This is a genomic window from Ruegeria sp. AH3 (genome assembly GCF_056536265.1).
This window is the reverse complement of record NZ_JBQFJL010000001.1, coordinates 1,574,863-1,594,453: the sequence shown is the minus strand read 5'-3', so window position 1 is coordinate 1,594,453 and position 19,591 is coordinate 1,574,863. Positions and strand designations below refer to the sequence as shown.

19 protein-coding genes and 1 pseudogene are annotated in these 19,591 nt (G+C 58.0%); 14 read left to right on the top strand and 6 right to left on the bottom strand.

Annotation, left to right across the window (positions count from 1 at the left end):
* Positions 1 to 32 precede the first annotated feature (32 nt).
* The 3 genes from ACR3EM_RS07940 (at position 33) to ACR3EM_RS07930 (ending at position 3,028) form a co-directional block, all read left to right on the top strand.
* A complete protein-coding gene (locus ACR3EM_RS07940; protein WP_480470249.1) occupies positions 33 to 686 on the top strand; it encodes a protein-L-isoaspartate O-methyltransferase family protein in 654 nt (217 codons plus the stop codon).
* Between the two features lie 96 nt (positions 687 to 782).
* Positions 783 to 2,201: a TolC family outer membrane protein gene (locus tag ACR3EM_RS07935; protein WP_480470248.1), complete on the top strand. Its 1,419-nt coding sequence runs from the start codon at positions 783 to 785 to the stop codon at positions 2,199 to 2,201.
* A gap of 74 nt (positions 2,202 to 2,275) precedes the next feature.
* Positions 2,276 to 3,028 (top strand): hypothetical protein, encoded by a 753-nt coding sequence (locus ACR3EM_RS07930; RefSeq protein WP_480470247.1) that lies wholly within the window; start codon positions 2,276 to 2,278, stop codon positions 3,026 to 3,028.
* 3 nt (positions 3,029 to 3,031) lie between these two features.
* Here ACR3EM_RS07930 and ACR3EM_RS07925 read toward each other — a convergent pair whose 3' ends face one another.
* Complete coding sequence (locus tag ACR3EM_RS07925; RefSeq protein ID WP_480470246.1) at positions 3,032 to 4,489, bottom strand: cobyric acid synthase; 1,458 nt, start codon at positions 4,487 to 4,489, stop codon at positions 3,032 to 3,034.
* 59 nt (positions 4,490 to 4,548) lie between these two features.
* On the opposite strand from ACR3EM_RS07925, the gene ACR3EM_RS07920 reads away from it, so the two are divergent.
* Positions 4,549 to 5,118, top strand: coding sequence for a cobalamin biosynthesis protein CobQ (locus ACR3EM_RS07920; RefSeq protein WP_480470245.1), 570 nt, complete (start codon positions 4,549 to 4,551; stop codon positions 5,116 to 5,118).
* Positions 5,119 to 5,191: 73 nt separating this feature from the next.
* On the opposite strand, the gene ACR3EM_RS07915 is transcribed toward ACR3EM_RS07920, so the two are convergent.
* The gene (locus ACR3EM_RS07915) at positions 5,192 to 5,512 is read right to left on the bottom strand and encodes a DUF6280 family protein (RefSeq protein WP_170572372.1); all 321 of its coding nucleotides are present in this window, start codon (positions 5,510 to 5,512) and stop codon (positions 5,192 to 5,194) included.
* 218 nt (positions 5,513 to 5,730) lie between these two features.
* Here ACR3EM_RS07915 and efp point away from each other — a divergent pair, with 218 nt between their 5' ends.
* Complete coding sequence (efp, locus tag ACR3EM_RS07910) at positions 5,731 to 6,294, top strand: elongation factor P (protein WP_420586640.1); 564 nt, start codon at positions 5,731 to 5,733, stop codon at positions 6,292 to 6,294.
* A 46-nt stretch (positions 6,295 to 6,340) separates the two neighbouring features.
* On the opposite strand, the gene ACR3EM_RS07905 is transcribed toward efp, so the two are convergent.
* Both ACR3EM_RS07905 and ygfZ read right to left on the bottom strand, forming a co-directional pair.
* The gene (locus ACR3EM_RS07905; RefSeq protein ID WP_480470244.1) at positions 6,341 to 7,279 is read right to left on the bottom strand and encodes an ABC transporter transmembrane domain-containing protein; all 939 of its coding nucleotides are present in this window, start codon (positions 7,277 to 7,279) and stop codon (positions 6,341 to 6,343) included.
* A 105-nt stretch (positions 7,280 to 7,384) separates the two neighbouring features.
* Complete coding sequence (gene ygfZ, locus ACR3EM_RS07900; protein WP_480470243.1) at positions 7,385 to 8,122, bottom strand: CAF17-like 4Fe-4S cluster assembly/insertion protein YgfZ; 738 nt, start codon at positions 8,120 to 8,122, stop codon at positions 7,385 to 7,387.
* Between the two features lie 73 nt (positions 8,123 to 8,195).
* Between ygfZ and ACR3EM_RS07895 the strand changes: the two genes are divergently transcribed.
* The gene (locus tag ACR3EM_RS07895; protein ID WP_480470242.1) at positions 8,196 to 8,870 is read left to right on the top strand and encodes a TIGR04283 family arsenosugar biosynthesis glycosyltransferase; all 675 of its coding nucleotides are present in this window, start codon (positions 8,196 to 8,198) and stop codon (positions 8,868 to 8,870) included.
* 7 nt (positions 8,871 to 8,877) lie between these two features.
* Here the strand turns inward: ACR3EM_RS07895 and ACR3EM_RS07890 are convergent.
* Positions 8,878 to 9,633: pseudogene (locus ACR3EM_RS07890) on the bottom strand (hypothetical protein); the annotation flags it as partial.
* A 71-nt stretch (positions 9,634 to 9,704) separates the two neighbouring features.
* Positions 9,705 to 10,568, bottom strand: a complete 864-nt coding sequence (locus tag ACR3EM_RS07885; RefSeq protein ID WP_480470241.1) for a MurR/RpiR family transcriptional regulator — start codon at positions 10,566 to 10,568, stop codon at positions 9,705 to 9,707.
* A 130-nt stretch (positions 10,569 to 10,698) separates the two neighbouring features.
* Between ACR3EM_RS07885 and ACR3EM_RS07880 the strand changes: the two genes are divergently transcribed.
* The 8 genes from ACR3EM_RS07880 (at position 10,699) to ACR3EM_RS07845 (ending at position 19,436) form a co-directional block, all read left to right on the top strand.
* The gene (locus ACR3EM_RS07880; RefSeq protein ID WP_480470240.1) at positions 10,699 to 11,490 is read left to right on the top strand and encodes an N-formylglutamate amidohydrolase; all 792 of its coding nucleotides are present in this window, start codon (positions 10,699 to 10,701) and stop codon (positions 11,488 to 11,490) included.
* Complete coding sequence (locus ACR3EM_RS07875) at positions 11,487 to 12,071, top strand: TRAP transporter small permease subunit (protein WP_480470239.1); 585 nt, start codon at positions 11,487 to 11,489, stop codon at positions 12,069 to 12,071. The genes ACR3EM_RS07880 and ACR3EM_RS07875 overlap by 4 nt, the downstream gene beginning before the upstream one ends.
* Positions 12,068 to 13,387, top strand: a complete 1,320-nt coding sequence (locus ACR3EM_RS07870; RefSeq protein WP_480470238.1) for a TRAP transporter large permease — start codon at positions 12,068 to 12,070, stop codon at positions 13,385 to 13,387. Before ACR3EM_RS07875 ends, ACR3EM_RS07870 begins: the two co-directional genes overlap by 4 nt.
* A 51-nt stretch (positions 13,388 to 13,438) precedes the next feature.
* Positions 13,439 to 14,473, top strand: a complete 1,035-nt coding sequence (locus ACR3EM_RS07865; RefSeq protein ID WP_480470237.1) for a TRAP transporter substrate-binding protein — start codon at positions 13,439 to 13,441, stop codon at positions 14,471 to 14,473.
* Positions 14,474 to 14,564: 91 nt separating this feature from the next.
* Positions 14,565 to 15,917, top strand: coding sequence for a glutamine synthetase family protein (locus ACR3EM_RS07860; protein ID WP_480470236.1), 1,353 nt, complete (start codon positions 14,565 to 14,567; stop codon positions 15,915 to 15,917).
* A 94-nt stretch (positions 15,918 to 16,011) separates the two neighbouring features.
* Positions 16,012 to 17,394, top strand: coding sequence for an aldehyde dehydrogenase family protein (locus ACR3EM_RS07855; protein WP_480470235.1), 1,383 nt, complete (start codon positions 16,012 to 16,014; stop codon positions 17,392 to 17,394).
* 67 nt (positions 17,395 to 17,461) lie between these two features.
* Positions 17,462 to 18,607, top strand: a complete 1,146-nt coding sequence (locus ACR3EM_RS07850; RefSeq protein ID WP_480470234.1) for an iron-containing alcohol dehydrogenase — start codon at positions 17,462 to 17,464, stop codon at positions 18,605 to 18,607.
* 58 nt (positions 18,608 to 18,665) lie between these two features.
* A complete protein-coding gene (locus ACR3EM_RS07845; RefSeq protein WP_480470233.1) occupies positions 18,666 to 19,436 on the top strand; it encodes an alpha/beta hydrolase in 771 nt (256 codons plus the stop codon).
* The last annotated feature ends 155 nt before the right edge of the window (positions 19,437 to 19,591 follow it).

The following is a 19,591-nucleotide window of genomic DNA, read 5'->3' as shown; positions in this document are numbered from 1 at the left end:
CGATAACTGAGCGAAAAAGAATGAGCGATCACATGACAGATTTCGCAGCACGACGCCTTACTATGGTCGATACGCAGGTCCGGCCTTCGGACGTGACCAAATTTCCGATCATTGATGCCATGCTGACCGTTAAGCGCGAAAACTTCGTGCCAGATGCGCAGCGTGAGGCCGCCTATGTCGGCGATCTGATCGAATTGGGTGCCGGACGTTGCTTGTTGGAACCCCGGACGCTGGCCAAGATGCTTGATGCTTTGAATATCGCCAACGACGAAGTGGTGTTGGATATCGCTCCGGCACTTGGATATTCGACCGCGGTAGCCGCGCGCATGGCAGAACTGGTGGTTGCCGTTGAATCGGATGAGGATCTGGCCGCTGAGGCACAATCTTTGCTGATGGAAGCGGATGCCGACAATGCGATCGTGCACACAGGCCCGTTAGAGCAGGGTGCAGCCGAGCACGGACCTTATGATGTGATCATGATCCAGGGTGGGGTGGAACAGGTGCCCGACACTCTGCTGGATCAGCTCAAAGATCGTGGTCGGATTGTCTGTCTGTTTATGGAAGGCGATTTGGGCACAGTAAAAATCGGTCACAAATCCTCGGGCCGAGTATCCTGGCGCTTTGCCTTTAATGCCAGCGCCCCGGTTTTACCCGCTTTTTGCGCTGAGTGTGCATTTTCGCTATAGTTAATAAATAGAAGTTTTTTGACGCCTTGATTACTTGAAAACATCGGCGCAAACTGCCTTGGTGGTTGCGTAATTTCGATTTGAGAGGATTTGGTGATGCGCGGGACGGCAACAGGGAAGCTGGTCAAAGGATTGGCTTTGGCAGCTGGTATTGCATTGAGTGCAGTGCCCGAAAGACCGGTTTGGGCGGATAATCTGACCGATGCGTTTATCGGTGCATATAACACCAGCGGCCTACTTGAACAGAACCGCGCTTTGTTGCGGGCAGCGGATGAAGACGTTGCAATTGCCCTCTCTGCGCTGCGCCCGATCATCAGCTGGACGGTACAGGTGAGCCGGGATTACACACGATCGCGCACCGGTGGAATTGTCACCACGAATGAGCCATCGAACTTTTTCAGTGGTCTTACTTTGGGTCAATTGATCTATGATGGTGGGGCATCTGTTCTGGGAAAACAGTCGGCGCAGGAAACCGTGCTGTCCACCCGCCAATCCTTGATCGATATCGAACAACAAATCCTGATCCGCGCGGCGAATGCTTATCTGGGCGTGCTGTTGCAGGAAGAAACCGTGGCGATTCGCGTGAACAACGTCGAAGTGTCTGCGGAAGAATTGCGTGCCTCTCAGGACCGTTTCGAAGTTGGTGAGGTCACCCGTACAGACGTGGCGCTGTCGGAAGCGCAGCTTGCCAGCTCGCAGGCGGATCTGGCGGTCGCCCGCGGTAACCTGAGCATCGCGCAGGCCGAATATGTAAACGCGGTCGGCAAGGCGCCGGGACGCACGGCAGGTCAGCCGAGATTGCCCAATCTCCCGCGATCAGAGGGCGATGCGATCAATCTGGCGCAGCGAAACCACCCTGCCATCCTTTCAGCGCAGCATCAGGTTCGCGCTTTGGACCTGATCGTGCAGCAACAACGCGCAAATCTGGGTCCGAATGTCAGCTTGAACGCGGATGCGGGCATTACGGAAAGCTACGACAACGACAACTATGTCAACGACGCGACGATCTCGCTGAACTTCAATCAGCCGATCTATTCCGGCGGTGGGCTGGCCGCGGCTGTGCGTCGCGCAATGGCGACACGAGATGCGTCGCGCGCAAATCTGCTGAATGTGCAGAAAGATATCACGCAGGGAGTCACGGATCGTTATGCGGCATTTCAGGCTGCCTCAGCCAGCTTGCGGGCCTCGACCGAACGGGTTCGCGCCTCGCAGGTCGCATTCGACGGTATCCGTGAAGAGGCAACTCTGGGCGCACGGACCACATTGGATGTTCTGAACGCGCAGCAGGATTTGCTGGATGCGCAACTGGCCGAGGTGGCGTCACGCACGGAACGGTCCCGCGCTGCGTATGAGTTGCTGCAGGCTCAGGGGTTGCTGACTGCTGAGCGCCTGGGATTGGCCGTTCAGATCTATGATCCGACGCTGTATTACAACCTGGTTAAGAAGGCCCCGTCGCAGATCAGCAAGCAAAGCCGTGATCTGGATCGAGTGCTCAAGGCGTTGCGCCGCGACTAAGTGGCATCACTACCGGTTGTGGTGAGGGTCCGGATTGGCTACAATCGGACTTAGGCTTAGAGCGGTAGTGAATTATGTCAGATAGTGTTGTAAATACCGGTTCTCAGGACGTTCTTTCGTCGGTCAAACGCTTGGTCAACGAAGATACGCATGAGGAATCAGAATTTATCTTTATCCCAACCGCTCCGGCACCCAAGCCGGGTCGGCTCGTTTTGACCGATGCGCTGCGCGTAAGCGACGAACCGCTGATGCCCGAGAAGCTTGCGCCGCTCAAATTAACACCGCGGCACAGCGCCCCAGAGAGTGCGCCTGCGGAGGCTGCGAATGCGCCTCAATCCCCTGCCGAACCGATGCGCTTGCAACCCAGTGATGTCGTGCGCGAGGGCGACGCGAAGACAAAGGTCGCTCAAGAAGAGGCCCCCAAACGCGATCTGGCTGGCAGTCTGAGCGCCAAGATCGAGGCCCTGGAAGCCGCTATCGCACGGACCGAGGATCAGTGGGAACCCGATGGCGAAAGCGATGACGACTATTCGGGAACCAGGACCAAGGCTGTTGAATGGCCGGTTGAAAATGGTTTCGCTCAAGCCAAAACCACCGAACCCGAGGCAGAACAGGCCGCGACCTTCGTGCGCGCCCCAGCTGTTGCCGGAGATAAGGCCACCAAGCCTTCTGTGTTGAACCTGAGCGAAGAGGAACTGCGCGAAATCGTGACTCAGATCGTCAGGGAAGAGCTGCAGGGCGCGCTCGGGGAACGGATCACACGCAACCTGCGCAAAATGGTCCGGCGCGAGATTGCCCGGGCTATTGCGGGGCAAAGCGCCAAATAATCGCTAACCGCGCCGAGGTTCTTGCGCAAGCGCCAGCAAAAGATCCAGATTCATATGCTTCTCCAGATGGTCGGCAAGATCGTCCAGAACCTGCTCGACCCCATCCTCATATGCGTTTTCTGCGCTCACACCCAATTGCGCCAGATAGCTGGCGCGAAACGCGTCCGAGGTGAAGATTCCATGCAGATAGCTGCCGCGTATCCGACCATCGGCGCTTGCGGCCCCTTCGGGCCGTCCTTCGATTTGTAGCCATGCGCGGGTGCAGTCCGGTCCATCTGTGCGGCCCATATGGATTTCGTAACCACTTACCGGTTCGCCATTGGGTAAGGCGGTCGCGTTGCGGAGTGTGACTTGCTTCTGCCCCACCATCGTAGTGCTGACATCCAGCAGGCCCAGCCCATCGACCGTGCCGGGGCGGCCATCCACGCCATCGGGGTCAGAGATAGTCTTGCCCAACATCTGATACCCGCCGCAGAGCCCCAGAACATGCCCACCCCGGCGCACATGCGCATAGAGGTCGATATCCCAGCCCTGTGCGCGGAAATAAGTCAGATCGCCGATGGTTGACTTGCTGCCCGGCAGCAGAACCAGATCCGCGTCGCCGGGCAGGGGATGGCCGGCTGGAATAATCTCGACCGACAAACCCGGCTCAGCCGAGAGCGGGTCGAGATCGTCGAAATTCGCCATCCGCTCCAGCTGAGGCACTACGATTTTGCAGTCTCCACCCGTGTGCGAGCGGATATCCATCATATCCTCAGCGGGAAGTTTCCACGCGTCATGGAACCACGGTACCACGCCTAGACAGGGCCAACCGGTGCGGACGGCGATATCGTCACGCCCTTCATCAAAAAGCGACACATCGCCTTTAAACCGGTTCACGGCGAAGCCCCGGATCATCTGCACATCTTTGGCGTCCAAAACCGCCTGCGTTCCTACGATCTGGGCGATCACACCTCCACGATGAATATCGCCGACCAGCACCACCGGAACGTCGGCGGCGCAGGCAAAGCCCATATTGGCAATATCCCCCTTGCGCAGGTTTGTTTCGGCGGGGCTGCCTGCACCTTCGATCAGAACCAGATCGGCATCATCGCACAAACGATCAAAGCTCTCCATCGCCGCGTTCAGCAGTTTGGATTTATCTTTGCGATAATCACCCGCCTGCATTGTGCCTGCACGCTGGCCTTGAACGATAATCTGAGCGCCAGTATCGGTTTCGGGCTTGAGCAGGATCGGGTTCATATCCGTGTGGGTTGGCCGTTTCGCAGCCCGCGCCTGTAGCGCCTGAGCACGCCCGATCTCACCCCCGTTTTCGGTGACGGCAGCGTTGTTCGACATATTCTGCGGCTTGAAGGGCGCCACCCTCAACCCGCGCCGCGTGTAGGCGCGTGCCAGCCCGGCCACCAAAACCGATTTTCCGACATTGCTGCCAGTGCCCTGAATCATGATGGACCGCGCCATGGACCCTCTCCTATGTTGATGCGCAGATGACCTGATTTGGTGGCAAAGGAAAAGCCTAGATGAACACACCTGCGCATCTTTTGATTGGCGCTGCCGCCTTTGCCCGCCCGGCCCGAGGGCCCGTCTTGTGGGCGGTGGTAGGGGGATCCCTGTTGCCTGATCTGTCCTTGTATCTGATGGCAGGGGTGTCGCTGTTCCTGCTCAATATCCCAGAACAGGTCGTGTTTGGGCAGCTCTACTTCTCTCCGGGTTGGCAGACGGTTTTTGCCGTCGACAACTCCTTTTTCTTGTGGGGGATGGCTCTGGCCTTGGGGCTTTGGCGTGGATGGCATCTGTTGACGGTCGGCGCGTCGGCAGGCCTTCTGCATCTGGCACTGGATTTCCTGCTGCATGCGGGTGACGGGCGACCGCACTTTTGGCCGTTTAGCAATTGGGTATTTCACAGTCCGTTCAGTTATTGGGACAGCGCGCACCATGCGCTGTGGATCGCACCGATTTCCATTGCGATGTGCATCGGGTCCTACGGAATTCTGTGGCGCCGAGGGCTATCAACATCAGCCAAGCTGGTATTTGCATTGATGCTCGCCGCTGAGCTTTGGGTCGCGCGGCAATGGCTGCTGTTTTTCTGAACTTACTTGGTCGACAACGAAAAAGCGCGCCCCGCTGAGAGGGCGCGCTTTTTGCACGAAATACAGAACGTGATCAGGCGGCTTCTGCCTGTTGTGCTGCATTCCGGCGTTCGCTTTCCTCGCGCGACAGCGCAACCGAGGTCCGCACACCGCGGCCTACGAATTCCATCAGGCCATCGACAACCCGCTCGTTCGGGTCGATACCAGCGCAGGACAGCACTTCGCGCCCATCGCGCGAACGGGCCCAACGGGCGATTTGTTCAGGACCATTACCGTATTTCTTGTCATCGGCGATGGCGTCGTCCAGAGCAGCCAGTACAACGGCCGCGAAAAGTTTGCGTGCACGATTGCCTTGCTCGTTGTTAAAGGCAGTGCCGTCAACGAAATCTCTCATCTCGTTTTCCTTGTTGTTCTTGCTCTTGCATTTTCGGCGTGACGGTCCTTATGACCTATTAGGTGCGATTCGGATACACCTAAAATGCATAGTTGCGTTGCGTCATTTGCATGGCTTGCTGCGGTTGCAGCACTAGGTCTCGTTGTCTTGTCAGGTGTGGTCACGCCAGATATAGGGACGGCAACTGACGCATCAACCGTTTATGAAGGATTTAAGTCATGCCCAAGATAAATGGGAACGAAATTCGCCCCGGCAATGTGCTTGAGCATAACGACGGGCTGTGGGCGGCGGTCAAAGTAGATCACGTAAAGCCCGGTAAAGGCGGCGCTTTTGCGCAGGTCGAATTGCGCAATTTGCGCAATGGATCGAAGCTGAACGAACGTTTCCGGTCAGCGGATAAAGTTGAACGTGTACGCCTGGAGCAGAAGGATCAGCAGTTTCTGTACGAATCTGACGGCATGTTGGTGTTCATGGACTCTGAAACCTATGAGCAAATCGAGCTGCCTTCGGACCTGCTGGGCGAGCGTCGTCCGTTTCTGCAGGACGGCATGACCATCGTGGTTGAGTTCTATGAATCCGAGGCACTGAACGCCACGTTGCCCCAGAAAGTAACCTGCAAGATCGTTGAGACCGAACCGGTGGTCAAAGGTCAGACCGCAGCGAACTCATTCAAACCGGCGATATTGGACAACGGCGTCAAGGTCATGGTCCCGCCTTTCATTGGCCAGGATGAGATGATCGTAGTGAACACCGAGACCATGGATTATTCCGAGCGCGCCTGACATTGCGCCGGAAGGTTACCAAAGGGGCTGCCTCGCGGCCCCTTTTTTATGCGTTGGTGCGACGGTACCGTTCGGGATGGTCGCCGAACAGCTCAAGCACAAGCTCGTATTTGATGCGATTGGCGCTTACCTGCCGGTAGAAAGCGATCAGGAACGCAGTTGGCCCCTGAATACGGCTGAGCCCGCTGGTGGCAGCCATGACGGTGCCGACATCCGTCCGGCCCTGCAGCACCAGCCAGCCCCCCAGCATCAGAACGCCAACCGTGCCTGCGCCATTGATGACGCTTAGCAGGAATTTCGCGGATAGCTTCCACAGGAACATCTTGCGACGCGTCTCGTAGATGTCGTCGAACAGCTGTTCGATGTCCTGTGCGGCCGCGTCAATATCCTGTTGAGTCAGACGGTCGGTCGAGTCCCGCAGGATTCGCACGCGCTCGGCCACGAAGACGTTCACCTTGCGCTGTGAGATCAGAACGATGACGATCTGCGGCACGATCATGGAAAAGGCGATCAGACCCAGCCCGGGTTGCGTCGATGAGATATAGCCGATGACACTGATCAACGTGCCGATCTGCACCACAGGGTCTGAAAACGCGCCGCCGGCGAATTTGCCCAGTTCTTCGGCCTCGGCGGAAACGGCGGTTGTCATCGTGCCGGTGCGCAGGTCTTCTCCGGCCTGGTCGATATCCACAGCGCGAACCAGCAACCGCCCCCGGATCAGGCGTATGAGGTCTTCACCCAAGGTTCCGGCCCGATAGCCCAGCACCCATTTCAATGCGAGGCTCAGCAGGATGATCGCCATCATACCCGCGCACAGCAGGACCAGATGATTGACGTCGATATTGTCCGAGGTGAGGTGATTGACGATGTCGCGCTGAAACTCCAGCGGGGCGGCGGCCAGCGCGGCGATCGCTAATGAGAGCAGGATGAGGATGATCTGACGACCGGCGCTGACGCGCCAGATAGCGGAGTAAAGACGTAACATGCGGATATCCCGATACCTGAGTAACCCCAGTGATACCGCGTGCAGGGCAGGGGTCAAACATACATGACGGGTTGCTTCCGCCGCGTGCCGCGAGGGCAACAAGTATCAGCCGGGAAAACGCAAGTTTGCTTCGCCCGCCTGCATGTCATCGCCCGCACGATCAAGCCGGAGATAGGCAATGGCCTTGCCGCCCGATTGCGTAAACAGAACGCCTGCTGGTTTGCCTCCGGACTGAATTTCCGTACCGACCGGGGCTGATCCAGAAATCTCGACAACCCGCAGACCTTTCCGCAACTCGGTCTTGTGCTTCATCCGTGCGGTGACCTCTTGACCCACATAACAGCCTTTCTTGAAGTCCAGACCGTTGAGAGCCTCGAACCCGGATTCCAGGATATAGCTGTCGGGGTGCAGTTCGACGCCGCTTTCGGGGATGCAATGCCGCACGCGGATGGAGTCCCAATCGGTGTTGTCTTCGTTTTCGGGGCTTGTTGAATATATGCGCCAGCCAAGATCCGGGTGGCGCGGGTCGGGCAGGGCACCTTCAGGCGCGGGACCGGTTCCACGTTGCAGGTTCAGATCGGTGACCTCGATCTGCACGTCAGCGCGCAGCTTGTACATGTTCAGGCGTTTCTGAATCCCATCGGCCAACGCTTCGGCTATGTCCAGAAGGATCGAATCCCCGTCCCGCTTCAAGAAAAAGTCGGCCAGATATTTACCCTGTGGCGTCAGCAGCGCGGCATAGACTAGCCCATCATCCAACCGCCGGACGTCGTTGGTGATCAGCCCCTGCAGAAAACTGTCTGTGTCCTTGCCGGACAGGCGCAGAATGCGGCGATTGGGCATGGTTTGATCCTCGTCATCTGGTCTGGCCCCGTGATATAGGAGTTCGCGCCGCCATGACCAGAGGGTTTCAGACGTGCCCGCTCCGATCTCTATCGTGATCCCTACCTTGAATGCCGAGCAGGTCCTGCCCGCAACGTTGCAGGCGTTGATGGAGGGACTACATACCGGGCTGATTTGCGAGCTGATCGTGACTGATGGCGGTTCGGAAGATGCAACGCTTGAGATGGTCGACGAGGCAGGGGCCGAGATCATCACGGGTCCGCCATCGCGCGGGGGGCAGTTGCGGCGTGGTTGCGCAGCAGCAAAGGGCGCATGGCTGCTGATCCTGCACGCCGATACCGAATTGCAGACCGGGTGGAGCAGCGTTGTCGCCGACCATTTGCCTTCGGGACGACCGGCGGCCTTTCGGCTTCGCTTTCGCGCTAGCGGTTTTGGTGCGCGTTGGGTGGCGGGCTGGGCCAATATGCGCAGCCGTGTCTTTGGACTGACCTATGGCGATCAGGGGTTGCTAGTCCGTCGTGCAGACTATGATGCGGCGGGTGGCTTCCCCGACCAACCGCTCATGGAAGATGTGGCCCTGATCGGGGCTTTGTCGTCGGTTACGCTGTTGAAGGCCGACGCGTTTACGAGTGGGGAACGCTATATCCGTCAGGGCTGGTTTCGTCGCGGCGCGCGGAATCTCTGGACTCTGATGCGCTATTTTCTTGGGGCTGATCCAGAGCAGCTGGCGCAGACGTATCGGCGTTGAACGCCGTGCGTAGTTCGACAATGGATTTACCCAGTCGGAAGGGTGCGGCGAAGCTGACCAGACACAGGGCGATGATCTGAAGCACCAGGATATGCGCGTTCGCCTGCAGATATTCCCACTCATCCTTGAGCTTGCTGACCTGCTCGATCAGATCATCATAGCTCTGGGCAAGGATCAGATAGTCGCCCGCAATCGCAGGCACCTTGCGTCGCATGTTGTCGATTGCGGCCTGTGTTTCTTCGTCGAGCGACGTGAAGACAAGAAACTGATCGATGCTGAACGCATCTGCTTTTGCCGCCATTTCGCGCGCTTCGTCCATGTCGTCTTTCGCGCTGCCGCCGAACAGGAAATGTAATCCCTGCAGTGGCGCGACCTCGTTGGTCACGGCGATAAACAGCGGCAGTTCAGAGTTGCTGGCGGTGGAGGCAGACAGGAATTCGACCTTTTCACACAAGACGGCTGTATCGGGGTCATAGGCGGGATCACAGAACCGCAGCCGGAACCGCGCTGCATCGCGGTCAAAGGCCAGCGTGGCGGCATACGCGACATCGATCTGGCGATCCAGACGGGAACTGTCCGTGGTATAAAGCCCCGCAAGCACGGCCACCAGCGCACCAATTCCGCCCAGCACGACCCAGACCAGATCGGCAAGCTTCCATGCCCGGTGTCCGGCAGGTTTGCGAAACAGAAAGCCCGTGCCGACCAACCCGATCAGGAAGAACAGGATCAGCAGCGGTAGTTGGTTTTCAGCAACAAAAGTCATGGCTCAGAGTGTACGGTCTGCATGCGAACTGGCAACAGTCCTCACGCGCAGTTGTAACGCATGCGATTGTGTTACGATCCCGAGCTCTGGCCGAATTTGCGAAACAGTTTTGTGCGATCGAACGCCTGCTCCAGCTCATCCGTGCGCTGTTTGACGCTATCCCAGAGGCGTTCCTGCATCTCGGCAATCACGCATTCCAGCAGCACCATCAGTGATGCCATCGAATCCCATGCGGACGGCACTGCGATCCGGGCCGCGAATGTGTGTTTTGCCAGCCGGTGGATAGGAGATCTCCACTGATCCGTCAGCAGAACAACGTCGGCTCCACGCTCGTGGCAGAGCTGGCCGATCAGAAGGGTCGTGTTTTCATACCGGCGCACATCAAGCGCCACCAACACATCACCCTCGCGGACTTCCAGCAGATCATGCGTCCATGAGGCAGCGTCTGATAGCAGCTTTACATCCGGGCGGATCATTTGCAGATGCAGGTAGAGGTATAGCGCAAGCGTGCCGGTGATGCGGCCCCCGGTGATGAAAACACGCCGATTGGGATCACAAAGCAGGCGGCAGAAGCTGTCAAACTCTTCTGGATCGACCTCATCGATCGAACGCCTTTGATTATCCAATGCCTGACGTGAATAGCGGTTAAGGATGTGTTCCTCAGGTAGGTCATTCTGCCAGACATCCCGCTTGGCGACAGGCCCCGAGATCATTTCTTTTACTTCGCCGCGGATTGCGGCCTGAAACTGAGGGTAACCGTCGAACCCTGTTTTTTGCAGCATCCGCGCAACCGTGGTCGTCGAGACCGAAGCAACGCTGGCCAGTTCCGTTATGCTGCCAAGACCGGCCATCGGATAATCATCCAGCAGCACATTCACCAACTGCCGCTCGGATGGCGTCATCGTTTCGCGATGCGCAAGGAGCCTTTCTGTCACTCGCACGGCTAGTTCCTCGGTTCGTTGGTGATCGCTTTGATGTAGAAAATTTGACAAAGCGATCTCGTGTGGGGAGATTTGTACAGGAAAATAATTGACAGGTGAAGAATAGCTGTAGAAATCTTTCCACATGGAATCACACAAGACCTCTCCTTCTGCCGTGCATCCGGATTTCGGCCCTGTCGTTCACATCGATGAGGCGCCGAGCGATCCTCGGGTCATCGTGGTCTGTGAACACGCCTCACGCCGTATCCCGGACTGGTTGGGGGATATGGGGTTGAGTGCCGCAGAGCTGAGCAGCCATATCGCTTGGGATCCGGGCGCGCTGCCGGTCGCGCAGGCGCTTGCCCGGCAGCTAAAGGGTGCTTTTGTTCATGGCGAAGTTTCACGGCTGGTCTATGACTGCAATCGACCACCCGAAGCCCATGATGCGATGCCAGAGCGGAGCGAGGATACAACGATCCCCGCCAATGTTGCTCTGAGTGCGCAGGCTCGGCAGGAGCGGGTCGATGGAATCTACACGCCGTTCTGCCATGGGTTGGCAGACGTACTGACCCGTCATGCTTCCACTTTGGAGCTGATGGTGACAGTCCACAGTTTTACCCCGATTTACCGAGGCAAGCGGCGGGAGGTTGAGCTGGGCTTGCTGCATGGCAAGGATGCCCGGTTCGCAAAAGAGATGCTTGCCAACGCACCTTCTGAGCTGCCCCTGATCACGCGTTTGAACGAACCCTATTCGGCGGCGGACGGCGTGGCGCACACTCTGGATCACCATGCTTTGCCCAATGGACTGCTGAACGTCATGATCGAGATACGGAACGATCTGATCCAGACATCCGAGCAGCAACAAGCAATCGCCGATTGCCTGGCCCCCTGGATCGGACAAACACTGACGGCTTTGCGAGGCAGTGAAATCGCATGATCAAAGCGATGGCGGCATATGTTCGGGTTGTCGATGCGGTGAACTACCGGATCGGGCGCGTCATGATGTGGGGCCTGTTTGTGATGATGGGCATCCTGCTTTGGTCGTCGATCTCGAAGACCTTCTTCCTGCCATCCCTTTGGACACTGGAAATGGCGCAATTTGCGATGGTGACCTATTACATCGTGGGCGGGCCATACTCGATCCAGCTGGGTTCAAACGTCCGGATGGATCTGTTCTATCATAACTGGAGCCCGCATCGGAAAGCTTGGTTCGATGCCTTCACGGTTCTCTTGCTGATCCTCTATCTGGGTGTGCTGTTCTACGGTGGGCTTGGGTCCACTGCTTACAGCCTCGGCTATTGGGGCGATGAGCCTATTGCCTATTTCACCGGCCTTCTGACCGGAAGCGAAGAGATTGGCCGGCTGGAGCGATCCTCGACCGCGTGGCGACCCTATATCTGGCCGGTGAAGGCGATCATGGTCTTCGGCTTCTTCCTGATGCTGCTGCAGGCGATATCAGAATTTTTCAAAGACATTGCGCGGATCAACGGGCAAGAGATCGGGGCAGCGCGGGCATGAGCCAGGAATTTATCGCAATCTTCATGTTTGCCTCGATGATGCTGATGTTGTTCACGGGGCAACGCGTCTTTGGTGCCATCGGCGCGGTCGCGGCCATTGCGGCGCTGGCGCTATGGGGCACAGGCGGGCAGGATATCCCGTTCTCAGCCGCGATGAAGCTGATGAAATGGTACCCGCTGCTGACGCTGCCGATGTTCATCTTCATGGGCTATGTCCTCAGCGAAAGCCGTCTGGCCGACGACCTCTACCGCATGTTCCACGTCTGGATGGGGCCGGTGAATGGGGGGCTTGCCATCGGTACCATCGGGTTGATGGTGCTGGTCTCGGCCATGAACGGGCTCAGCGTGGCTGGTATGGCCATCGGGGCGACGATTGCTCTGCCCGAGTTGCTCCGGCGCGGATATGACAAGACCATGGTGACCGGGGTCATTCAGGCCGGGTCGAGCCTTGGTATCCTCGTGCCGCCGTCGGTGGTTCTGGTGCTCTACGCCATGATCGCGCGGCAACCCGTGGGCCAGTTGTGGCTGGCTGGCATTGTGCCGGGGCTGCTGATGGCGTCGATGTTCATCCTCTATATCTGGATTCGATGCAGGCTGCAGCCGCATCTGGGCCCGGCGATGGAAGACGCGCATGAGGTGCCACGGGCCGAGAAGCTGCGGCTTCTTGGGGCAGGGGCTCTGCCGCTGATCATCTTTGCTGCGATGATGCTTCCGTTCGTGAACGGCTGGACTTCGCTGGTGGAAAGCTCGGCCATCGGGGCGCTGGCGGCACTGGTGGCGTCTATTCTCAAACGTCGGATGACGTGGAAGATTTTCGAAGACTGCACCAAGCAGACGCTGGCGATTTCGTGCATGTTCATGTGGATCATCCTCGCCGCGCTGGGCTTCGGGGCGGTGTTCGACGGACTGGGCGCAGTCAAGGCCATCGAGAACCTGTTCACCGAGCAATTGGGTTTGTCGCCCTGGCTGATCCTGATCCTGATGCAGCTCAGCTTTATCGTCATGGGCACGTTTCTCGACGACACGGCGATGTTGGTGATCGTGGCCCCGCTCTATGTGCCGCTGGTCGGTGCGCTTGGGTTCGATCTGATCTGGTATGGTGTGCTTTACACCATCACCACCCAGATCGCGTATATGACGCCGCCTTTCGGCTATAACCTGTTTCTGATGCGGGCGATGGCACCGCCCGAGATCAGCCTGAAAGACATCTATCGCTCAATCGTGCCCTTTGTCGGGGTGATGGTCCTGGCACTGGCGATCATCATGACATTCCCCGAGATCGCCCTTTGGCTGCCCGGGTATGTTTACGGAAATTAACCAGAAGGCCCGGCAAACGGGCACCCAAACTTAATCGGAGAGGAAATTGACATGACGACAAGACGTAAGTTTCTGAAGACTGCAGGGGTTGGGGTTGCAGCTGCACCTCTGGCCACGCCAGCACTGGCGCAGAGCACGATCACATGGCGGATGCAGACCTATGCTGGCCCCGCACTGGCGGCGCATGTGATCGATCCCGCGATCGAGATGTTCAACAAGATTGCTGGTGACCGGATGCAGATCGAGCTGTTCTACGCTGATCAGCTTGTCCCCACCGGAGAGCTGTTCCGCGCCATGCAGAAGGGTACCATCGATGCGGTGCAGTCCGACGATGACTCGATGGCCTCGCCCACCGAAGTCACGGTGTTTGGCGGCTATTTCCCCTTTGCCTCGCGCTATTCGCTGGACGTTCCGGTTCTGTTCAACCAGTGGGGGCTGAATGAGATCTGGGACGAGGAATATTCCAAGGTCGGTGTCAAACACATCAGCGCCGGTGCCTGGGATCCCTGCCACTTTGCAACCAAAGACCCGATCAACAGCCTCGCAGATCTGCAGGGCAAACGCGTCTTCACCTTCCCGACTGCGGGCCGGTTCCTGAGCCAGTTCGGCGTCGTACCGGTCACACTGCCATGGGAAGACATCGAGGTTGCGGTCCAGACCGGCGAGCTGGACGGTATCGCATGGTCGGGCATCACCGAGGACTACACCGTTGGTTGGGCAGATGTGACCAACTACTTCCTGACCAACAATATCTCGGGTGCCTGGGCGGGTCATTTCTTTGCGAACATGGATCGCTGGAATGAGCTGCCCGAAGATCTGCAGACGCTGTTCAAAGTGTGCTGCGACCAATCACACTACTACCGTCAGTGGTGGTATTGGGGCGGCGAGGCCAATTTGCGCGTCAACGGCACCAAGATGCAGCTGACGAGTATTCCGGATGAAGAATGGGCAACCGTCGAAGAAGCTGCCGTGAAATTCTGGGACGAAATTGCCGCAGAATCCGAGACCAAAGCAAAGGTCGTGGATATCTTCAAACGCTACAACGCCGAAATGCTCAAGGCCGGTCGGCCTTACCGCTACGGCTGATAAAACTGGACCGGCCCGTTCGAATGCGGGCCGGTCGCAACGGAGATCAAGAATTTTCGACGAAAATTCTAGCGCATCGCAGGGGTAGTTTATGCTGACATTCGAGCATCTTAAGGCGCAGGTTTCTGCCGGTGAAATTGACACCGTGTTAGTGTGCATGGTCGACATGCAGGGGCGTTTGATGGGCAAAAGGTTCCATGCGGGCCACTTTGTGGCCGGCGCATGGGAGGAAACCCATTGCTGTAACTACCTGTTGGCCACGGATCTTGAGATGGCGACGCCCGATGGTTATGCCGCCACTAGTTGGGAGCGGGGCTACGGCGACTATGTCATGAAGCCGGATTTGAGCACTCTGCGCCCGGTGCCGTGGCTGGAAGGCACAGCTATGGTGATGTGCGACGTGCTGGACCACCACACGCATGAAGAAGTACCTCATGCGCCTCGTTCGATCCTGAAACGTCAGGTCGAGCGGCTGAAGGCCATGGGCTATGACGCCATGTGCGCGACTGAGCTGGAGTTCTTCCTGTTCGAAAAGAGTTTCGACCAGATCCGCAAAGAGGGTTTTCGCGATCTGGAACCGATCTCGGGATACAACGAGGACTATCATATCCTACAGACCACCAAGGAAGAGCATGTGATGCGCCCGATCCGCAATCATCTGTGGAATGCGGGGATACCGGTTGAGAATACGAAGGGTGAAGCCGAGACCGGGCAGGAAGAGCTGAACATCAAATACGCGCCGGCGATGGACACGGCCGAGTATCACTCGATCGCAAAAAACGCGGTGAAAGAGATTGCATGGCAGCACGGTCATGCAGCGACTTTCCTGCCGAAATGGCATCATGAGAAAGTCGGCAGTTCTTCACACGTGCATCAGTCGCTTTGGGCGGATGGGGTGCCGATCTTTTTCGACGAAAAAGATCCGCTTGGAATGTCGACGATCATGAAAAGCTATATGGCGGGTCTGCTGAAATACGCCGCCGATTATACCTATTTCATGGCACCTTACATCAACAGCTATAAGCGGTTCATGAAGGGTACTTTTGCACCAACGCGCATTATCTGGTCGGTGGATAACCGGACTGCGGGTTTCCGTTTGTGCGGAGACGGTACCAAAGCAGTTCGGGTGGAGTGCCGTATCCCGGGCTCGGACATGAACCCATATCTGGCGATGGCGGGGATGCTGGCTGCGGGGATCGCTGGCATAGAAGAAGGGCTGGAGTTGCAGCCCCCCACCACGGGCGATGTTTATCAGGGTGAGACCGGGATGATCCCGGGCAATCTGCAAGCGGCGCGGGAAGCACTGCATGGCTCGGCCATGTTGCGCACAGCGATGGGGGATGAGGTTGTCGATCACTATGCCCGCGCGGCGGAAGTGGAGATCGAGGAGTTCGAGCGCGTGGTGACCGATTGGGAAATTGCCCGCGGGTTTGAGCGGGCTTGAGAGGGTGGAAGCGAGGGGCCAGCCCCTCGCGCTCCCCGGGATATTTATGGCCAGATGAAGCAGGGATCCTGTTTCTTTCGGAAATGGAGTGAATATGGGACAGATGTTGAAATGTGTCTCGCCGATTGACGGGTCGGTTTTTGCCGAACGCGAGGTGTTGTCACAGGACGCCGCCTTTGAGGTTGCTGCGCGTGCACGCGCGGCTCAGGCAGCGTGGGCGGCGCGACCATTGCAGGAGAGGGTTGATCTTGTCATGGCGGGCGTGGCCGCAGTTGGTGCGATGAATGATGAGATCGTGCCAGAGCTTGCGCACATGATGGGACGTCCTGTGCGCTATGGCGGTGAGTTTGGCGGGTTCAACGAACGTGCCAGCCATATGGCCGGGATCGCCGAGGCGTCTCTGGCCGATATCGCCGTGGGCGAAGATGGGACCTTCAAGCGCTACATAAAGCGCATCCCGCATGGGGTGGTATTCGTGGTGGCACCTTGGAATTACCCATACATGACAGCGATCAATACGGTGGCTCCGGCGCTGATCGCTGGTAATACGGTGGTGTTGAAACATGCCACACAGACGCTGCTGGTGGGCGAGCGTATGGCGCGGGCCTTTCATGCGGCGGGTGTGCCGGAAGACGTGTTCCAGAATGTCTTTCTGAGCCATGACGTGACCAATGATCTGATCGCAGGCAAGGCGTTTGATTTTGTGAACTTCACCGGCTCGGTCGGTGGTGGCCAGGCGATGGAGCACGCCGCGGCGGGGACCTTCACCGGCGTCGGCACCGAACTGGGCGGCAAGGATCCGGGCTATGTGATGGAGGATGCCGATCTGGATGCGGCGGTGGATACTCTGATTGATGGCGCCATGTTTAACGCGGGTCAGTGCTGTTGCGGGATCGAACGAATTTACGTGCATGAAAGCCTTTACGATCAATTCGTCGCCAAAGCGGTGGAAATCGTGAAGGGGTATAAGCTGGGCGATCCGCTGGATGCGGAGACAACGATGGGCCCGATGGCCAATGTGCGCTTTGCCGATGAGGTACGGGCGCAGATTGCCGAGGCGATCGAGGCTGGCGCGGTGGCCCATATCGACACTTTCCCCGAGGATGATGGTGGCGCATATCTGACACCTCAGATTCTGACCAATGTCACCCATGACATGCGCGTTATGCGGGATGAGAGTTTTGGGCCCGTCGTGGGCATCATGAAAGTGTCCTCGGACGAAGAAGCCATCGCGCTGATGAATGACAGTGAGTTCGGCCTGACTGCGAGCCTCTGGACACGAGATCTGGACCGGGCGGCGCGTGTCGGTGATCAGGTCGAAACCGGTACGGTTTTCATGAACCGGGCGGATTACCTCGACCCCGGTCTTTGCTGGACCGGATGCAAGAACACCGGGCGCGGTGGCGGCTTGTCTGTCATCGGTTACCACAACTTGACACGTCCCAAGTCTTACCACCTGAAAAAAGTAACGAGCTAAGGACGATCTGCTTGCCCCGGATTAACCCCCTCGCCGGGGCAGGCCCCTAAAACAAAGGAAATCTGACATGACACTTGTTGGAAACTGGTCCTATCCGACCGCAATCAAATTCGGGGCGGGGCGGATCAAGGAATTGCCCGAAGCCTGTGCTGCAGCCGGGATGAAACGCCCGCTTTTGGTCACGGACAAAGGGCTCGCCGACTTGCCGATCACCACGGCGACGTTGGATATCATGGAAGCCGCAGGGCTGGGTCGCGGATTGTTCAGCGATGTGGACCCGAACCCCAATGAAAAGAACCTTGAGGCCGGTGTAGCGGCCTATAACGCGGGCGGCCATGATGGGGTGATCGCGTTCGGTGGAGGCTCGGGGCTGGATCTGGGCAAGATGGTTGCCTTCATGTGCGGTCAGTCGCGCCCTGTCTGGGATTTTGAGGACATCGGCGACTGGTGGACCCGCGCAGTTGCCGACGTGATTGCCCCGATCATCGCGGTGCCGACCACAGCCGGGACGGGGTCGGAGGTCGGACGTGCCAGCGTCATCACTAATTCCGAGACGCATGCCAAGAAGATCATCTTCCACCCCAAGGTCCTGCCAACGGTCGTTATCTGCGATCCTGAGCTCACGGTAGGCATGCCCAAGTTCATCACCGCCGGTACTGGTCTCGACGCTTTTGCCCATTGCGTTGAGGCGTATAGCAGCCCGCATTATCATCCCATGTCTCAGGGCATAGCGCTGGAAGGCATGCGGCTGGTTAAGGATTATCTACCGCGTGCCTATGCCGATGGCACCGATATCGAAGCCCGTGCCCAGATGATGAGTGCTGCAGCGATGGGGGCGACAGCTTTCCAGAAGGGTCTTGGTGCGATCCATGCGATGAGTCACCCGATTGGAGCGGTGTTCAACACCCACCACGGCACGACCAACGCGGTCTGCATGCCGACCGTGCTGGATTTCAACGCGCCCGCCATTGCGGATCGTTTCCAACAGGCAGCGGCTTATCTGGGCATCGATGGCGGCTTCGACGGCTTCCGCGCCTTTGTGCAGGAGTTCAACAACTCGCTCGGCATTCCGCGTAAACTGTCCGACCTGGACGTGACCGAAGCGTCGATCCCCGAACTGGTCAAAGGCGCGATCATCGACCCGTCCTGTGGCGGCAACCCGATCGAGCTGACCGAGGACAATCTGACCACGCTGTTCAAAGCCGCGCTTTAACAGGCTTGCAGATATCATCCCTCACCTCTCATACTGATCAGAGGTGAGGGAGATTTTCATGACAAAAGAGATTGTTCTGATCCACGGGGCCTTTGCCGGGCCATGGTGCATGCAGGATTACGCCGCGTTCTTCCACGCACGCGGCTGGACAGTGCATACACCCGCGCTGCGCTTTCATGGCGGAGATCCCAAAGCGGATCCCGATCCCGGCCTGACTGATACCAGCGTCATGGATTACGCCGATGACATTGCCGATTTCGTGCAGGGGTTGGACGGCAAACCGGTTCTGCTCGGGCACGCTATCGCAGGGGTGGTGGCGCAGCAGGTGGCGTCTCGGGGCTTGGCCAGTGCTATCGTCCTGATCAACCCGAACGCGGCCTGGGGCACCTTGCCCGAAACCGATGACGAACGCGTCGTGCCGCGCGCGCTGATGGAGGGCGGGGCATTCTGGAAACAGCCCATGCGCGTCGATTTTGATCTGATGGCCCCGTTTGCGCTGAACAAGATGCCCGAGGCGCAGCAGCATCAAGTGTTCGACCAACTCGGCCCCGAAAGCGGTCGGGTGATGTTCGAGATGTTCTTTTGGATGTTCGACGACCACCACGCGATGAAGGTCGACATCGACAAGGTCGATTGCCCGGTTCTGATCGTCTCGGGTGCCGAGGACCGGGCTGTGAATCCAAGTACCTGCCGCGCGTTGGCGAAGCTCTACGGAGACCGCGCGACATTCCTGTCCGTCGAGAACCACGCGCATTTTCTGTTCATGGAACCGGGGTGGGAAGAACCTGCCGGGCAGATTGCCTATTGGCTGGATCAAAAGCTAGGTTAGCGCGCGCGCCTACTTGCCAAACTGAAACGTGATCTGCTTTACAAGCTGAGCGAGCCATCGTCATTGCGATGACCTCGCAGCAGCCGTTCCTCGCGCGCGCTGCCGGTTGAGGTGACAAACGAAAACGTCATTCAACTGCCAAAACCGTGGCTTGA

What these genes read in the sequence shown, in the direction of transcription:
- ACR3EM_RS07940 (WP_480470249.1), top strand. Translation starts at nt 33, where the DNA reads ATGACAGATTTCGCAGCACGACGCCTTACTATGGTCGATACGCAGGTC.
- ACR3EM_RS07935 (WP_480470248.1), top strand. Translation starts at nt 783, where the DNA reads ATGCGCGGGACGGCAACAGGGAAGCTGGTCAAAGGATTGGCTTTGGCA.
- ACR3EM_RS07930 (WP_480470247.1), top strand. Translation starts at nt 2,276, where the DNA reads ATGTCAGATAGTGTTGTAAATACCGGTTCTCAGGACGTTCTTTCGTCG.
- ACR3EM_RS07925 (WP_480470246.1), bottom strand. Translation starts at nt 4,489, where the DNA reads ATGGCGCGGTCCATCATGATTCAGGGCACTGGCAGCAATGTCGGAAAA.
- ACR3EM_RS07920 (WP_480470245.1), top strand. Translation starts at nt 4,549, where the DNA reads ATGAACACACCTGCGCATCTTTTGATTGGCGCTGCCGCCTTTGCCCGC.
- ACR3EM_RS07915 (WP_170572372.1), bottom strand. Translation starts at nt 5,512, where the DNA reads ATGAGAGATTTCGTTGACGGCACTGCCTTTAACAACGAGCAAGGCAAT.
- efp (WP_420586640.1), top strand. Translation starts at nt 5,731, where the DNA reads ATGCCCAAGATAAATGGGAACGAAATTCGCCCCGGCAATGTGCTTGAG.
- ACR3EM_RS07905 (WP_480470244.1), bottom strand. Translation starts at nt 7,279, where the DNA reads ATGTTACGTCTTTACTCCGCTATCTGGCGCGTCAGCGCCGGTCGTCAG.
- ygfZ (WP_480470243.1), bottom strand. Translation starts at nt 8,122, where the DNA reads ATGCCCAATCGCCGCATTCTGCGCCTGTCCGGCAAGGACACAGACAGT.
- ACR3EM_RS07880 (WP_480470240.1), top strand. Translation starts at nt 10,699, where the DNA reads ATGGAATCACACAAGACCTCTCCTTCTGCCGTGCATCCGGATTTCGGC.
- ACR3EM_RS07875 (WP_480470239.1), top strand. Translation starts at nt 11,487, where the DNA reads ATGATCAAAGCGATGGCGGCATATGTTCGGGTTGTCGATGCGGTGAAC.
- ACR3EM_RS07870 (WP_480470238.1), top strand. Translation starts at nt 12,068, where the DNA reads ATGAGCCAGGAATTTATCGCAATCTTCATGTTTGCCTCGATGATGCTG.
- ACR3EM_RS07865 (WP_480470237.1), top strand. Translation starts at nt 13,439, where the DNA reads ATGACGACAAGACGTAAGTTTCTGAAGACTGCAGGGGTTGGGGTTGCA.
- ACR3EM_RS07860 (WP_480470236.1), top strand. Translation starts at nt 14,565, where the DNA reads ATGCTGACATTCGAGCATCTTAAGGCGCAGGTTTCTGCCGGTGAAATT.
- ACR3EM_RS07855 (WP_480470235.1), top strand. Translation starts at nt 16,012, where the DNA reads ATGGGACAGATGTTGAAATGTGTCTCGCCGATTGACGGGTCGGTTTTT.
- ACR3EM_RS07850 (WP_480470234.1), top strand. Translation starts at nt 17,462, where the DNA reads ATGACACTTGTTGGAAACTGGTCCTATCCGACCGCAATCAAATTCGGG.
- ACR3EM_RS07845 (WP_480470233.1), top strand. Translation starts at nt 18,666, where the DNA reads ATGACAAAAGAGATTGTTCTGATCCACGGGGCCTTTGCCGGGCCATGG.